Source organism: Polaromonas sp. YR568 (genome assembly GCF_943369415.1).
GTDB lineage: Bacteria > Pseudomonadota > Gammaproteobacteria > Burkholderiales > Burkholderiaceae_C > Polaromonas.
The window spans coordinates 1-15281 of the sequence record NZ_CALRNF020000038.1 but is presented as its reverse complement, the minus strand read 5'-3'; the positions used below and the strand labels follow the sequence as shown (position 1 = coordinate 15281).

At 65.1% G+C, this 15281-nt stretch carries 15 protein-coding genes; 11 read left to right on the top strand and 4 right to left on the bottom strand.

Annotated features, from left to right (window positions below):
• Positions 1 to 2: 2 nt before the first annotated feature.
• Positions 3 to 929, top strand: a complete 927-nt coding sequence (locus tag ACLV74_RS20895; protein WP_411881340.1) for an aldose 1-epimerase — start codon at positions 3 to 5, stop codon at positions 927 to 929.
• A 16-nt stretch (positions 930 to 945) separates the two neighbouring features.
• On the opposite strand, the gene ACLV74_RS20890 is transcribed toward ACLV74_RS20895, so the two are convergent.
• A complete protein-coding gene (locus tag ACLV74_RS20890; protein ID WP_411881339.1) occupies positions 946 to 1683 on the bottom strand; it encodes an IclR family transcriptional regulator in 738 nt (245 codons plus the stop codon).
• 230 nt (positions 1684 to 1913) lie between these two features.
• On the opposite strand from ACLV74_RS20890, the gene ACLV74_RS20885 reads away from it, so the two are divergent.
• Together ACLV74_RS20885 and ACLV74_RS20880 are read left to right on the top strand one after the other, a co-directional pair.
• On the top strand, positions 1914 to 2834 hold the full coding sequence (locus ACLV74_RS20885; RefSeq protein ID WP_411881338.1) for a LysR family transcriptional regulator: 921 nt from the start codon (positions 1914 to 1916) through the stop codon (positions 2832 to 2834).
• Positions 2835 to 2873: 39 nt separating this feature from the next.
• Positions 2874 to 3323, top strand: coding sequence for a DUF2214 family protein (locus ACLV74_RS20880; protein WP_411881337.1), 450 nt, complete (start codon positions 2874 to 2876; stop codon positions 3321 to 3323).
• On the opposite strand, the gene ACLV74_RS20875 is transcribed toward ACLV74_RS20880, so the two are convergent.
• On the bottom strand, positions 3320 to 5638 hold the full coding sequence (locus ACLV74_RS20875; protein ID WP_411881336.1) for a tetratricopeptide repeat protein: 2319 nt from the start codon (positions 5636 to 5638) through the stop codon (positions 3320 to 3322). The two genes, ACLV74_RS20880 and ACLV74_RS20875, sit on opposite strands and share 4 nt — an antisense overlap.
• A 58-nt stretch (positions 5639 to 5696) precedes the next feature.
• Positions 5697 to 6329, bottom strand: a complete 633-nt coding sequence (locus tag ACLV74_RS20870; protein ID WP_411881335.1) for a LysE/ArgO family amino acid transporter — start codon at positions 6327 to 6329, stop codon at positions 5697 to 5699.
• Positions 6330 to 6453: 124 nt separating this feature from the next.
• Here ACLV74_RS20870 and ACLV74_RS20865 point away from each other — a divergent pair, with 124 nt between their 5' ends.
• Complete coding sequence (locus ACLV74_RS20865) at positions 6454 to 7377, top strand: HTH-type transcriptional regulator ArgP (protein WP_411881334.1); 924 nt, start codon at positions 6454 to 6456, stop codon at positions 7375 to 7377.
• A gap of 26 nt (positions 7378 to 7403) precedes the next feature.
• Here the strand turns inward: ACLV74_RS20865 and ACLV74_RS20860 are convergent, their stop codons facing one another.
• Entirely contained in the window at positions 7404 to 7742 is a 339-nt protein-coding gene (locus ACLV74_RS20860; protein ID WP_411881333.1) for a hypothetical protein, read from the bottom strand.
• A gap of 145 nt (positions 7743 to 7887) precedes the next feature.
• Between ACLV74_RS20860 and argS the strand changes: the two genes are divergently transcribed.
• From argS to ACLV74_RS20825, 7 genes are all read left to right on the top strand, one after another.
• Positions 7888 to 9573: an arginine--tRNA ligase gene (gene argS, locus ACLV74_RS20855; RefSeq protein ID WP_411881332.1), complete on the top strand. Its 1686-nt coding sequence runs from the start codon at positions 7888 to 7890 to the stop codon at positions 9571 to 9573.
• A 63-nt stretch (positions 9574 to 9636) separates the two neighbouring features.
• Positions 9637 to 10284 carry an SPOR domain-containing protein gene (locus ACLV74_RS20850; RefSeq protein ID WP_411881331.1) on the top strand — a complete coding sequence of 216 codons (648 nt, stop codon included), beginning with the start codon at positions 9637 to 9639 and terminating at the stop codon, positions 10282 to 10284.
• A 105-nt stretch (positions 10285 to 10389) separates the two neighbouring features.
• On the top strand, positions 10390 to 11049 hold the full coding sequence (locus tag ACLV74_RS20845; protein WP_411881330.1) for a thiol:disulfide interchange protein DsbA/DsbL: 660 nt from the start codon (positions 10390 to 10392) through the stop codon (positions 11047 to 11049).
• 165 nt (positions 11050 to 11214) lie between these two features.
• Positions 11215 to 11844 (top strand): lipopolysaccharide transport periplasmic protein LptA, encoded by a 630-nt coding sequence (gene lptA, locus ACLV74_RS20840; RefSeq protein ID WP_411881329.1) that lies wholly within the window; start codon positions 11215 to 11217, stop codon positions 11842 to 11844.
• A gap of 15 nt (positions 11845 to 11859) precedes the next feature.
• Complete coding sequence (gene lptB, locus ACLV74_RS20835) at positions 11860 to 12642, top strand: LPS export ABC transporter ATP-binding protein (RefSeq protein WP_411881328.1); 783 nt, start codon at positions 11860 to 11862, stop codon at positions 12640 to 12642.
• A 132-nt stretch (positions 12643 to 12774) separates the two neighbouring features.
• Positions 12775 to 14310: an RNA polymerase factor sigma-54 gene (locus ACLV74_RS20830; RefSeq protein ID WP_411881327.1), complete on the top strand. Its 1536-nt coding sequence runs from the start codon at positions 12775 to 12777 to the stop codon at positions 14308 to 14310.
• A gap of 8 nt (positions 14311 to 14318) precedes the next feature.
• On the top strand, positions 14319 to 15281 hold a 963-nt coding region (locus tag ACLV74_RS20825), incomplete at its 3' end, for a THUMP domain-containing class I SAM-dependent RNA methyltransferase (protein WP_411881326.1).

Genomic DNA, 15281 nt, shown 5'->3' with positions numbered 1-15281 from the left:
CCATGACGGATTCCGCGCATCCTGTTGCCTGGCTGCGTCACGCCGGCCAGCGCCTGGGCTTGCTGCCTTCGCTGGGCGGCAGCGTGGCCGCCTGGCAACTTGAACGTCCGCAAGGACTGCTGGATCTTTGGCGGCCGTGGGACGGAAAAACCGAAGACCTCTACCAGACCGCTTCATTCGCCATGGTGCCGTGGTCCAACCGTATCAGCGGTGGCGGCTTCACGCACGAGGGGCAGTTCCATCCCATGCGCCCGAATCGCGCGGGCGAGCCCTACCCGATTCATGGCGATGGCTGGCTGCAGGCCTGGCAGCTTTCACAGCCGGCGAACGACACACTGGTGATGGCCTTGGTGTCGCACGGCTTCGACGGCAACCCGTATGACTATGAGGCCATGCAGACCTTCCGGCTGGTGGACGGCGGGCTGGACCAGCAACTGCGGGTGCGTCACCTGGGCGCCACGCCCTTGCCCTACGGCCTGGGCGTGCACCCCTGGTTCCCCCGCACCGCGCAAACGCGGATTACCGCGCCGGTTCAGGGCCTCTGGCTCTGCGGTGATGACCCGCTGCCGCTTGCGCACACGACGGAATTTCCGGCAGGCTGGAACCTGAACGAGGGGGCGCCGGCCAACGGCCCGCTCATCGACAACGGCTACACCGGCTGGGGCGGCAGGGCCTGCATCGCCTGGCCCGAACTGGGCCTGCAGGTCATGGCCGGCATGCCGGACTTTGAACGCGACGGCGGCGCGGCGCAGCACTTCTGCCTGGTCTACCGGCCGCCGCAGGGACCCGCATTTTGTTTTGAGCCCATTACGCAACCCATCGATGCCTTTCACCTGCCCGGCCGGCCCGGCCTGCGTGTGCTGGGGCACGGGGAAGCGTTTTCGCTGAATATCCGGTGGCGCATTGGCACCGCGGCCGCGCGCGCCTGAATTTCGATACGCGCCCTTAAACCAGGCCGCTGAGCTTGCGTGCCGCCTCCAGCAATTTCTGCACATGCCGCTCGTCATAGCGTTCGGCCGGCATGGTCAGCGTCAGCGCGGCGGCCAGGCTGCCGTCCGCCCTGAACACCGGCGCCGAGATACCGGCCACACCCTCCAGGCGGTCTCCCACCGACGAGTAATACCCCTGCTCGCGGATGCGGGCGTAGAGGGTTTTGTCCTTGGCGCTGGTGGAACCGGTGGCGCCGGCGGGCCTGGCGCCGAAAGCCGTCAACACGCGGCCGCCCGTGCCGCGGTTCAGCGGCAGCACGTCGCCGGCGCGTATGTGGTCGCGCACCGGCTGCGGCGAGTCCACCCGGTAGAGGCACAGGCGCGCATCACCCTGGACCACGTGGTAAGCCGCGCTTTCGCGCGTAGCCGCCACCAACGCGCGCAGGGCCGGCAGCACCACACGCTCCAGCGAGAAAGAAGCGGCATACACTGCGTTGAGCCGCGCCACCTCGTTGCCGAGGCCGTAGCTGCCGTCTTCCAGCCGCTGCACCAGGCGCGCGTGCTCCAGCGAAGCCAGCAGGCGCAGCGCCGTGCTTTTATAGAGTTGCGTGCGGCTGGACAACTCCGCCAGGCCCAGCGAGGTGTCGCCCGCGCGGAAGGCCGACAACAGGGTCAGCGCGCGGTCCACCGCGGCAGCGCCGCCCGGCGCGGCGTGGCTGTCGGCAAGGGATTCGATCTGGGCTTTGCGAGGCATGGCCACCTTTCAAGTCTGGCGCGCCGCGCGGCTTGACGGACCGGCGGCTCACGCGCAATAGCTAATAAGAAAGAACTACATTCTATCTTATGGAACTTCGAATTTGAACGCAAGCCCGCTTGCACGCGCGCTGCGTGTGTCTCAAATCCGCCGCACAAGAGCGTGATCGGCGACAGAATAAGGGTCAATCACCTGTGGATTGCTGACATTCATGCCCATAATGAGCGCGCATGGACAAACTCAAGCAGCTCGAATCCTTTGTCTCGGTGGTGGCGCGCGGCAGCCTGACGGCGGCCGCCAAGTCCGAGGGGGTTGCGCCCGCCATCATGGGCCGGCGGCTGGACGCGCTGGAAGAACGGCTGGGCGTAAAGCTGCTGGTGCGCACCACGCGGCGCATCGCGCTCACGCATGAAGGCAGCGCCTTCCTGGAAGACTGCCAGCGCCTGCTGGCCGACCTGGCCAATGCGGAGGCCAGCGTGTCGGCCGGCGGCGTGAAGGCCAGCGGCCATTTGCGCATCACCGCGCCGGCGGGTTTCGGGCGGCGCCACGTCGCGCCGCTGGTCACCAAATTCCGCGAGCAGCATGCCGACGTGACCATTTCCCTGAACCTGGGCGACCGCGTGGTGGACCTGGCGGGCGAGGGTTTCGACTGCGCGGTGCGCGTGGGCGACCTGCCGGACTCTTCGCTGGTCAGCGTGCGCATGGCCGACAACCGGCGCCTGTGCGTCGCCACGCCGCGCTACCTCAAGACCCACGGCACGCCGCAACACCCCAGCGAGCTGGCGCGCTTTGACTGCCTCACGCTGTCCAGCGACGCCTCGCAGACGCGGGGCTGGGCCTTCCAGGTGGGCGGCGAACTGGTGCACCTCAAGCCGGGCGGCCCGCTCGATTGCTCGGACGGCCAGGTCCTGCATGACTGGTGCCTGGCCGACTACGGCATCGCCTGGCGCAGCACCTGGGAGGTCGAATCGGAAATCGCCGCCGGGCGGCTGACGCCGGTGCTGGAAGATTTCGCCGCGCCGCCCAACGGCATTTACGCGGTGTTCCCGCAGCGCAAGCACCTGCCGCTGCGCGTGCGCCTGTGGGTGGACTTCCTCAAGCACCACTACAGCCAGCCGGAGTTCTGGCGCTCGTCGGCGGCCAGGTCCTGAGCCCCTTCCCCAACACACAGACTGAAAAAGGATCTCGCGATGACACTCGAAGCCCTGCTGGCCTATGCCCACCTGCTGGCGATTTTCACCATGGTGGTTTTTCTCGCGAGCGAGGCGGCGCTGTGCCGCGTCGAATGGCTCAACGCCGCCGTGGTCGAGCGGCTGGGTAAAGTCGACATGGTGTACGGCATCGCCGCCGGCACGGTCTTGCTGACCGGCCTGGCGCGCGTGTTCCTGGGCAGCAAGGGCGCGGCCTGGTATGCCCACAACCCCCTGCTCTATCTGAAGTTGATCATGTTCCTGGTGATAGGCCTGGTCTCCATCAAGCCGACCCTGATGTTCGTGCGCTGGCGGCGGGCGCTGCGCGCCAGCGGGGCCTTGCCCGATGCGGCCGAGATCAAAAAAGCGCGCCGGCTGGTGATGGTGCAGGCGCACATCCTGCCCTTTATTCCACTGGTGGCGGTGTTCCTGGCACGCGGTTTTGGCTAGGGCCTGTCAATACGCGAAGGCACGGCGGGAACCGTAAAACTGGCCGGTGAGTCTCCGCGCTGGTGTCTTTCCCACATCAAGGTGTACGCGGACTCAATATGCGAACAAAAGCGTTTTGTGTCGAACAGGGGATATTCAGAACGATTTCGCCATAGCCTGGCGCGAATATCGGACAGCAAGTCGGGACGCGTTGCGAGCTTCAGGGCCAGCGCCTCATAGTCCGCCAGGGATTCAGTGATCATTTCGGGCAAGCCCACCGCACTCAGCAAACTGGCGGCCACCCGGCCGGGAAAGGTCGTACCCATACAGGTCAGAACGGGTAAACCAGCCCACAAGGCATCACTGGCAGTCGTGTGCGCGTTGTAAGGGAGCGTGTCCAAAAACAAATCCGCCAGTTTGTGCCGCGCCAGGTGTTTGTCCAGCTCCAACCGGGGCGCAAAGACCAATCGCTCCGCTGCGACACCGCGCCGCAATGCCTCGGAGCGCAGATTTCGCGAGACTGCCTCATTGTCTTGCAACAACCACAACACGCTGCCGCTGACCTCCGTCAGCAGGCGCATCCAGACGTCGAATACTTCGGGCGTGATCTTGTAGTTGTTGTTGAAGCAGCAAAAAACAAAACCCGTCGCGGGCAAACCGCATTCCTCCCGGGAGAGCATTGCTTCCGCAATCTGCCGCTGCGCATCGTTGGGCTGGTAGCTGTCCGGCAAGCACACGATTTTTTCCGCATAGAAATGCTGGTGCCCGTCGGGAATGACGCAATGGTCCGCAAGGATGTAGTCGACACAGTCCATGCCCATGCTTCCGGGAAAGCCCAAATAGTTAACCTGAACGGGCGCGGGCCTCTGGGCCAGAATTCCCGGCCGGCCGTCCGTGGTGAAACCTTTCAGGTCAACCGCGATATCGATTTCCATGTCCCTGAGCAAACCGGCCGCTTCCCGGTCGCTCTTTGTTCGAACGTCAACAAATCGGTCGAACGAACGCAGCAGGCGCTGACGCATGGCTCCTGTGGAGTCAGGGCCAAACGACAGCGCGACGATCTCAAACCGTTCGTGATCATGAAGTTCAAACAGTTCGGCCATCAAATAAGCGGTTGCATGGTCATGAAAATCCGCGGAGAGATAGGCCACCCGAATCCTGTCGTGCGTGTAGCGCTGACCGCCCCACAAAGGCTTGTCCGAGGGCGGGCATGCCTCGGCGGCGTGTGTCCGCGCACACTGCAGCAGCGCGGCCGCTGACTGTGTCGCCGCCAGAAATGTGAACGGCTCAATCGCTTTTTCCCCCGTCATGACCGCCGCGTTCAATCGCTCCAGGTCCGTCTCGTACTGCGACCAGTCACAGGAATACCTTTTCGAATAAAACAAGGCGCCAAGGGCATAGGGATACTCCGGCTCAATGTCGATCAGCCGGGCAATGGCACGCGCAGCCTCATCGTGGCGGCGCAAGCAGGCCAGCATTGCGCCAAGGTTCCCCAGGGCATTCGCATGCCGGGGCTCCAGCGCCAACGCCTGCTCAAAGGAAGCCAGCGCATCCTCATGCCGGTTCAGCCCGCCAAGCGCAATGCCGCGGTCGTTGAAAGCCTCCGCGGAGTTCGGGTTCAGAGCGACCAGCTTGTCATAACTCGCCAATGCATCCTCAAACCTGTTGGACCGGCGGAACACATCCCCCAGCCGGCTATGAACCTGCGCATGATCCGGCTGAAGTTTCAACGCTTCCTGAAAGCAATCGATGGCACGCTCCAGATCGTTTTCGTACGCATACAAGCCTCCGAGCTGCGCGTGAAAATCCATCATCTCCGGGTATGCGGCAATTCCCTTGAGGAGAATTTCCTTGGCACGCCCGATTTGCCCGCTTTCCAACAGCATCTGGCACAAATCACCATAAACAATCTCGAAGTCCCGCTTGAGTTCGAGCACCCGAACGAAGTTTTCTATCGCGGCCTCTGTCTTGCCCTGCTTCCTGGCCATTAAACCGAGGAAATAAAAAGCGTCAGCCAGCGCCGGGTTGATGTCCAGGCTCCGCCGGAGCGCCTGTTCCGCCTCTTGATAACGCTGTTGTTCCCCGAGCACAAACCCAAGGTTGAGGCAGGCATCGGCGTCCTGCCGATTGGCGGCGATGGCTTCACGGTAACTGCGTGAGGCCTCGTCCAGCTTCCCTTCAGCAAGAAAGGCATTTCCGCGTCGCCTGAGAATATCTCCACGGGGTGTTTGGTCGAGTGCCATCGATGTGCCGTGCGCACTTCCCGGCGCTTCAGCAGGGCTGGCTTGCGCCTCTGCGGTGGAGACGGCTTTCCTCAACCAGTTGAACACCCCCATGCGCTTCCTTTTGTGACCAGGACTCACACTGTATCTTGCGCAGCGCCATTTCGCCTTTTTAAAGCAGGCCGCGCACCAACCAAAAAGCAGTGCCCCACATCATCAGCGCCACCAGCAAATCCATGGCGCGCCACACCACCGGCGAATTGAGCCGGCGCCCCACGCACCACAAGGCCGAGCCCAGGCCGGTGAACCACAGCAGTGAGCCGGCAATCGCCCCCAGGCCGAACACCGCGTTGTCGGGCTGCGCGTAGGCGAGCGACGCGGTTCCGATCACGATGGCCGTGTCCAGCCAGGCATGCGGATTGAGCCAGGACAGCGCCAGCGCCAGGCCTATCGCCTTGCGGCGCGGAATGGCTTCGGCCGCGATCGTTGCGCCGTCGGCAGCCTGGGGCGCCGGTTGCAGAAACCGCCGCATCGCCTGCGCGCCGTAGACGATCAGCACCAGTGCGCCCGCACCCGTCGTCGCGCCCAGCAGCTTGTCAGACAGGCCGCCCAGTTGCGCCAGCCCCATCACGCCCAGCGCAATCAACGCCACGTCGGTCAGCACGCAGACGGCGACGGTGAGCCACAAGTGCTGGCGCAGCAGGCCCATGCGTATCACGTGGGCGTTTTGCGGGCCTATGGCCATGATGAGCGACAGGCTCAGGACCATGCCGGTCAGGAAAGCAGGGGCGGCGATCGGGTTCATGGCGCTTCTTTGAAGGACGGTGGGATTGCCTGCAGTGTCGCGCAAAGCCGATAATGCTTAAACAAAATTAACTAAAACTAGTATTTATCAATTAATACTTGATTTATTCCCCAGCGAACCGCCCATGCTCGATGCCCGCCAACTGGACGCCTTGGCCGCCGTGATTGAACACGGCAGCTTCGGCGACGCCGCCAAAGCCCTGAGCCTGACCCTGGCCGCCGTGTCCCTGCGCATCAAGTCGCTGGAAGGCGCGCTGGGCCAGCGCCTGCTGGTGCGGGGCAAACAGGTGCGCGCCACACCGGCCGGCCAGGCCTTGCTCACCCATGTGCGGCAGCTGCGGCTGATGGAGTCCGACCTGCTGGCGGGCATGCAGGGCGGCGGCAAGGGCGAGCGGCTGCAAAGCCTCAGCGTGGCGGTCAACGCCGACTCCCTGAGCAGCTGGTTTTTGCCCGGCGTGGCGCCGGTGCTGCACGGCCACGGAATGCTGCTGGACGTGGTGGTGGACGACCAGGACCACACCCATGACGCCCTCAAAAGCGGCGACGTCACCGGCTGCGTCACCACGCTGGCGCAAGCCATGCGCGGCTGCGTGGCCGAACCGCTGGGCGTGATGCGCTACCGCTGCATGGCCTCGCCGGCGCTGGTCGCGCAGTGGAACGAACCCGCGCCGGGCGGCAAGGCAGCCGGGCCGAACCGCCTGGCCCACCGCCTGCTCGCCAGCCCGGCCGTGATCTTCAACCGCAAGGACGCGCTGCAGGACGCCTTCCTGGCCCAGCACTTCAAGCTCAAAGCCGCGCTGTACCCGCGCCACTTCGTGCCGGCCGTCGATGCCTTTGAGCTGGCACTCGAACTCGGCATGGGCTGGGGCATGGTGCCCGACCTCCTGCTGGCGGCGCGCGCGAGCCGCCCGCCCTTGCAGGAGGTATTGCCGGGCTGCCCGGTCGACGTGCGGCTGTATTGGCAGCACTGGGCGCGTGAGCCGCTGGCGGCGCAGCGGCTCACGCAGGCCGTCAAGCAGGCGGCGAAGGAGCAGTTGCTGCAGGACTGAGGCCGGCCATGCCGGCCTCGGGCCGCTTATTTTTTGGCGGAAGCGGCGGCAGCCGGTTTGGCGGCGGGCGCGGCCGCGACGGGGGCCGCGGCGGCTTTTTCGTCGGCCGTGCACTTCTTGATATGCGAGGTTTTGGCGGCGCCGGAGAGTTTCTTGTCGGCGGCGGATTTCGCGCACGCGGCGCTGGGCGCACCGCCGGCGTCGGCAATGCATTTCTTCTCGAAGCTGGCCTTGGCGGCGCCCGCCAGCTTTTTCTCGGCGGACTTGGCCGCGCACTCGGCTTCGGCGCCCGCCGCATGGGCCACGGACGACAGGCCCATCGACAGGGCAAAGGCCATAGCGGCCAGGGACAATAGTTGTTTCATGATGGATCCCAGTGGAAAACGCGGAAAATCAGAATTGAGTTCCCGCCGAAATTCAAACACATAAGGCTGGGCTTGGCTCGTCAAATTCGACGGCCGGGCATCCCCGGTCACCAGGCGGCGCCTGGCTTAACCGTAAAATCACTCGATGCTCTCGATTAAAAAAGACCTGCTCTCGGCCCTGGCCGCGGGCCTGGAAGAACTTTCCCCCGGCGCGGGCGACAAAGCCGCGTTTGAATCCCCCAAGGTCGCGGCTCACGGCGACTTCGCCTGCACGGCCGCGATGCAGCTGGCCAAGCCGCTCAAGCTCAACCCGCGCCAGATGGCCGAAAGCCTGCGTGCCATCCTTCTGAAAGCCCCGGCTTTCGAGCGCTGGGTGGACGCCATCGAGATCGCCGGCCCCGGCTTCATCAACATACGCCTCAAACCCGCGGCCAAGCAGGAAACCGTGCGCGAGGTGCTGCAGGCCGGTGCCGCCTACGGAACACAAGCCGCGGACAGCGGCCAGCGCATGGTGGTCGAGTTCGTCTCGGCCAACCCGACCGGGCCGCTGCACGTGGGCCACGGCCGGCAAGCCGCGCTGGGCGACGCGATCTGCAACCTGTTCGCCACGCAGGGCGCGCAGGTGTGGCGCGAGTTCTATTACAACGACGCGGGCGTGCAGATCCAGACCTTGGCGACCAGCACGCAGGCGCGCGCCAAAGGCATCAAGCCCGGCGACGCCGGCTGGCCCGAGTCGGCCTACAACGGCGACTACATCGCCGACATCGCGGCCGACTTCCTGGCGAAGAAGACGGTCAAATCGGACGACCGCGAATTCACCGCCTCGGGCGACGTGGAAGACATCGACTCGATACGCCAGTTCGCCGTGGCTTACCTGCGCCACGAGCAGGACCTGGACCTCAAGGCTTTCTCGGTGAAGTTCGACAATTACTACCTCGAGTCCAGCCTGTACAGCTCGGGCCGCGTCGATGCCACGGTGGCAAAACTGAAAGACGCCGGCAAGACTTACGAGCAGGACGGCGCGCTGTGGCTGAAGTCGACCGAGTACGGCGACGACAAAGACCGCGTGATGAAAAAGAGCGACGGCACGTACACCTATTTCGTGCCCGACGTGGCCTACCACCTGGCCAAATGGGAGCGCGGTTTCGGCAAGGCCATCAACATCCAGGGCATGGACCACCACGGCACCATCGCCCGCGTGCGCGCCGGGCTGCAGGCCGTGGGCGAAGGCATTCCCCAGGGCTACCCCGACTACGTGCTGCACACCATGGTGCGCGTGATGCGCAACGGCGAAGAGGTCAAGATCTCCAAGCGCGCCGGCAGCTACGTCACGCTGCGCGACCTGATCGAGTGGACCAGCGCCGACGCCGTGCGTTTCTTTTTGCTCAGCCGCAAGCCCGACACCGAATACATCTTTGACATCGACCTCGCGCTGGCCAAGAACAACGAGAACCCGGTCTACTACGTGCAGTACGCGCATGCGCGCATCTGCTCCATCCTCACCACCTGGGCCGGCCAAGGCGGCGACGAAGCCAGCCTGAAGTCGGCCGACCTGTCGGCACTGGACAGCCCGCAGGCGCAGGCGTTGATGCTGCTGCTGGCCAAATACCCCGACATGCTCGCCAATGCGGCCGCGGGGCTGGCGCCGCACGACGTCGCGTTTTACCTGCGCGAGCTGGCCGCGAGCTACCACAGCTACTACGATGCCGAGCGCATCCTGGTCGATGACGAGGCCGTCAAGCGGGCTCGCCTGGCGCTGGTCGCGGCGACCGCGCAGGTGTTGCACAATGGCTTGGCGGTGCTGGGCGTGAGCGCCCCGCGCAAGATGTAAACAATGCGACAAGCGCCGGAGACACCCGGATTTTCAGGACAAGGCAATGAACGTGGGCAAGGTATGAACACACAACGAGGCGGAACCCTGCTGGGTTTGATCATTGGCGCGCTGATCGGCCTGGGCGCCGCGCTGGCCGTGGCGGTCTACATCACCAAAGTGCCGGTGCCTTTCATGAACAAAAGCCAGGCGCGCAACCCCGACAGCGATGCCGTGGAAGCCAAGAAGAACAAGGACTGGAACCCGAACGCGCCGCTGGCCGGCAAGAACCAGCCCAAGCCTGCGGTCCCCCCGGCCGCCACCGAAGTGACCGGCACAGCCGTCCCCGATCCCGCCGCCGGGCCCAAGGCCGCCGCCTCGGCGCCCGCCAAAACCGCCGCCAGGCCCGCCCTTGCCCCCGCAGCCGCGGCCGACCCGCTGGGCGAGCTGGCCAAGGCCAAGGTTGAAGGCCTGTCGTCCGGCCCTGGTGTGGACCCTTTCAGCTACTTCATCCAGGCCGGCGCCTTCCGCACGCCCGAGGACGCCGAGCAGCAGCGCGCCAAGCTCCTGCTGCTGGGCATGCAGGCCAAGGTCAGCGAGCGCGAGCAGGCCGGCCGCACCGTCTACCGCGTGCGCCTCGGGCCTTTCGACAAAAAAGAAGATGCCGACAAGGCCAAGGAACGGCTGGACAACAATTCCATTGAAACCGCGCTGGTCCGCGTGCAGCGCTGAACTTTTCACGAGGCCGGTGTACAAACCCCTGTGCCCCGCACCATGAGGCGGCCGTCCGGAGCGGCGGTTTCCACGCTATTTCTGTCATTCCAGGAGAAAAATCTGATGCAACGCCGTGAGTTTTCGTTTTCAGCCGCTTCTGCGGCCGTCGCCACCCTGGGCGGCAGCGCCCTGCCCAACCTGGCGCAAGCCCAGGCCAAGGCCTTCAAGGACGGCGAGGACTACCTGACGCTGGACAAGCCGGCACCCACCGAAGCCCCCGCCGGCAAGGTGGAGGTGGTGGAGTTCTTCTGGTACAGCTGCCCGCACTGCAATGCCTTCGAGCCACAATTCGAAGCCTGGGTGAAACAGGCGCCCAAAGACGTGAGCGTGCGGCGCGTCCCGGTGTCCTTCCGTCCCGATTTCGAACCCCAGCAGCGCCTGTATTACGTGCTCGAAGCCATGGGCAAGGTCGAGGAGCTCCACAAAAAGGTGTTTGCCGCGATTCACATGGAAAAGCAGGCGCTCAACACGCCCGAACTGGTGGCGGCCTGGGCCGAAAAGCAAGGCCTCAACAAGGCCAAGTTCGTCGAGATGTACAACTCCTTTTCGGTCACCACCAAGGCCCGCAAGGCCACGCAGCTGCAGGACTTCTACAAGGTCGACGGCGTGCCGGCGCTGGGCGTGGCCGGGCGTTATTACACCTCGGGCTCGCTGGCGCAGAGCATGCCGCGCGCACTGCAGGTCACGGATTTCCTGATCGCCCAGGCCCGCAAAACCAAGTAACAAGCGCGTGAACGGCCGTATGGGCCGTGCCCCTTGCCCCACGCCAAAAACCCGCCGCTTTCCCCGGCGGGTTTTTTTATGCCCCTAATAATTCTCCATGCAAGCCATTCCCGTAGCTTGCATGGCTACAATGGCCCAACTCCCAAGCAGCAAGATTCGTGCCTTATGAAACACCCCCTTATTTCCCTCATCCTGCCGGCCGCTTTGGCGCTGGGGGCGGCGTTTCCGTCCTGGGCTGAAAAAGCCGACCGGGACAAGCCCATGAACGCCGAGGCCGACGCCCTGCGTTATGACGACCTGAAGCAAACCAGCGTCTTCACCGGCAACGTGGTGATCACCAAGGGCACGACCATCGTGCGCGGCGCGCGCGTCGACGTCAGCCAGGATCCGGAAGGCTACCAGCAGGCGGTCTCCATCGCGGCGCCCGGCAAGCTGGCCTTCTACCGCAAAAAACGCGACGGCGTGGACGAATACATCGAGGGCGAAGGCGAGCGGATTGAATACGACAGCCGCGCCGACCTCGTCAAATTCATCAAGCGTGCCGTGGTGCGCCGCTACAACGGCGCCACGCTGGTGGACGAAACCACAGGCGGCGTGATCGTCTACGACAACAACACCGACGTCTTCACCGTGGACGGCGGCGCCCAAAACAGCACCGCCGCCAACCCGAGCGGGCGCATTCGCGCCATGCTGTCGCCGCGCGCCGCCGCGTCCGCGCCGGGCACCCCGGCCGCGCCCGCCGGCCCGCCCACCACACTGCGCCCCAGCACCACGCTGGGCAATGAAAAGAACTAGAAAGAACCTGCACAGATGGATGTGGTGACTGACACTTCGGCGGCCAAGGCCGCAACGCCCAGCCGCCTCGTTGCGCAGGGGCTGCAAAAATCCTACGGCAGCCGCAAGGTCGTGCAGGACGTTTCGCTGGCCGTGCAAAAAGGCGAGGTCGTGGGCCTGCTGGGGCCCAACGGCGCCGGCAAGACGACATCTTTCTACATGATCGTCGGCCTGGTGCGCGCCGACGCGGGTGAGATCTCCATCGACGGCGAGTCGGTGGAACACATGCCGATTCACCTGCGCGCCCGGCTGGGCCTGAGCTACCTGCCGCAGGAAGCCTCGATCTTCCGCAAGCTCACGGTGGAAGAAAACGTGCGCGCCGTCCTCGAATTGCAGCTGGACGAGACCGGCAAGCCGCTGGGCCGGGCCGACATCGAGTCGCGCCTGGATTCGCTGCTGCAGGATTTGCGCGTGGACCACCTGCGCAATTCGCCGGCGCCGGCGCTGTCCGGCGGCGAGCGCCGCCGCGTCGAGATCGCGCGCGCCCTGGCGACGCAGCCGCGCTTCATCCTGCTCGACGAACCCTTTGCCGGTATCGACCCCATCGCCGTGATCGAGATCCAGCGCATCATCGGCTTCCTGAAATCGCGCGGCATCGGCGTACTGATCACCGACCACAACGTACGCGAAACGCTGGGCATTTGCGATCATGCCTACATCATCAGCGACGGCCACGTGCTGGCCCAGGGCACGCCCTCCGAGATCGTCAACAACGCCGATGTGCGCCGCGTCTATCTCGGCGAACACTTCAAGATGTGATGGCTTCCCCCTGTTGTCGCTCACTTCGTGTAGCTCCCTCCCCCCCCGAGGGGGCGGCGCCTGCGGCCTGGCAAAGCCAGTTCCGCGGCCCCTGCTCGAACTTTTTCTGCGCTTCGATCAAAGCTCCTTGACATGAAGCAGGGCCTCTCGCTCCGCGTCTCGCAGCACCTCGCGCTGACGCCCCAGTTGCAGCAGTCGATACGGCTGCTGCAACTGTCGACGCTCGAGCTGAGCCAGGAGGTCGAGCAGATGCTCGACGAAAATCCTTTCCTCGAGGTGTCGGAAGAAACCGCGGTGCGCGAGGAGTTCGGGCTGGAGCACGTCAACACGCCGGTGAGCCAGGACAGCCGCGAGTTTGAATCGGCGGCGGAGCCGGGTAGCGGCGGCACGGAAGATACCGGGACCTCGCCTGCCAGCGACGCCGAGGTCAGCGCGGAGCCCAAGCTGGAGGAAAGCTGGGAAGGCGACGGATCGGTGGAAACCACGCCCGACGACAGCGAATGGGGCAGCGATGCGCCGGCGCGCAAGAACAACAACGACGAGGGCGACACCGAGGCCTCCGACCTGACGGGCGGCCACGAGTCGCTGCAAGACCATTTGCACCGCCAGTCGCTGGGCCTGCGCCTGTCCGAAGAGGACCGCGCCGCCCTGCATTTCCTGATCGAGTCGCTCAACGACGACGGCTACCTTGAAGACAGCCTGGCCTCGCTCTCGGCGGGCCTGGCAGGAAGCGACCTGGAGCAGGCCGAGGAACTCGAGCAGCGTTTTGCCATGGCGCTCAAGCTGCTGCACCACATGGAGCCGGCCGGCGTGGGCGCGCGCAACCTGGCCGAGTGCCTGGGCCTGCAGCTGCTGGACTGCAAGGACTGCGAGGAAACCCGCGCCGCCATCGCCATGTGCAGGCAACCCATGGAGCTGCTGGCCAAACGCGACGTGAAGCGCCTGTCGCACCTGTGCGGGTTTACCGAGGCCGCCATCAAGGGCGGCATCGCGGTGATAGGCCGGCTGGACCCCAAGCCCGGGCGCCGCTTCGTCAACGTGGAACGCAACCTGATCGTGCCCGACGTCATCGTCATCAAGTCGGGCCGGGGCTTCAAGGTTTCGCTCAACGGCGACGTGATGCCGCGCCTGCGCGTGCACGACATCTACGCCAACGCCCTCAAGCAGCACAAGGGCCAGGGCGGCCAGGCGCTGCAGCAGCGCCTGCAGGAGGCGCGCTGGTTCATCAAGAACATCCAGCAGCGCTTTGACACCATCCTGCGCGTGAGCAGCGCCATCGTCGAGCGGCAGAAAAACTTCTTCACGCACGGCGAGCTCGCCATGCGCCCGCTGGTGCTGCGCGAAATCGCCGACGAGCTGGGCCTGCATGAATCCACGATTTCGCGTGTAACCACGGCCAAGTACATGGGCACGCCTTTCGGTACCTTCGAGCTCAAGTACTTCTTCGGCTCCGCGCTGGGCACCGAAACCGGCGGCAATGCCTCCAGTACGGCGGTGCGCGCGCTGATCAAGCAGTTCGTCTCGTCCGAAAGCCTCAAGAAACCGCTCAGCGACAACCAGATTTCCGAAATGCTCAAGGAGCAGGGCATTGAATGCGCGCGCCGCACCGTGGCCAAGTACCGCGAGGCGCTACGTATTGCCCCCGCCAACCTGCGCAAGTCTCTCTAGATCTCCTCATGAACCAACTCCAGTTATTTTTACCGTGCGCCGCCGGCGTCGAGGCCCTGCTGGCCACCGAAGTGCAGCGCGTGACCGGCATCGAGGGCAAGGCCTGGCGCGCCGGCGTGCAACTGCAGGCCTCCTGGCGCGACGCCTTGCAGCTCAACCTGCACAGCCGCCTGGCGCAGCGCGTGCTCATCGAGCTGCAGCACAACCAGTACCGCAGCGAGCAGGATCTCTACAACGCCGCCGCCAACGTGGCCTGGGAAATCTGGTTCACGCCCAAGCAGACCTTCAAGGTCGAGATCACCGCCCAGCACAGCCCGCTGCAAAGCCTGAACTTCGCGGCGCTGAAAATCAAGGACGCGATCGCCGACCGTTTCCGCGCCAAGTTCGACGACGTGCGGCCCAGCGTCGACACGCGCTGGCCCGACGTGCGCGTCTACGTGCACCTGACGACCGACAACGTCACCATCTACATCGACACCTCGGGCGAGCCGCTCTTCAAGCGCGGCTGGCGCGAAGACAAGGGCGACGCGCCTCTGAAGGAAACGCTGGCCGCCGCGATGATCGCCGCCAGCGGCTGGGACCAGCTCTGCAAGGACGGCGTGCCGCTGTACGACCCCTGCTGCGGCTCGGGCACCATCGCCATCGAGGCGGCCCAGATCGCCTGCAACATCGCGCCCGGTATCAACCGCCGCTTCGCCTTCCAGAAGTACCTGCCTTTTCAGGCCCATGTGTGGGACGGCCTGCTGGACCAGGCCGAAGCCGCCATCACCGAGTCCACGGCGCCGGTGTTCGGCAGCGACGTGTCCTTCCGCATGGTCGACTTCGCCGAACGCAATGCCGAGCGCGCCGGCGTGGCCAATGCGGTGGAGTTCCGCGGCGGCGATGCCTTGCAGCGCATGCCGCCCGCGCCCTCGGGCGTGATGCTGGTGAACCCGCCCTACGGCGAGCGCATCGACGTGGCCGGTGTGGCC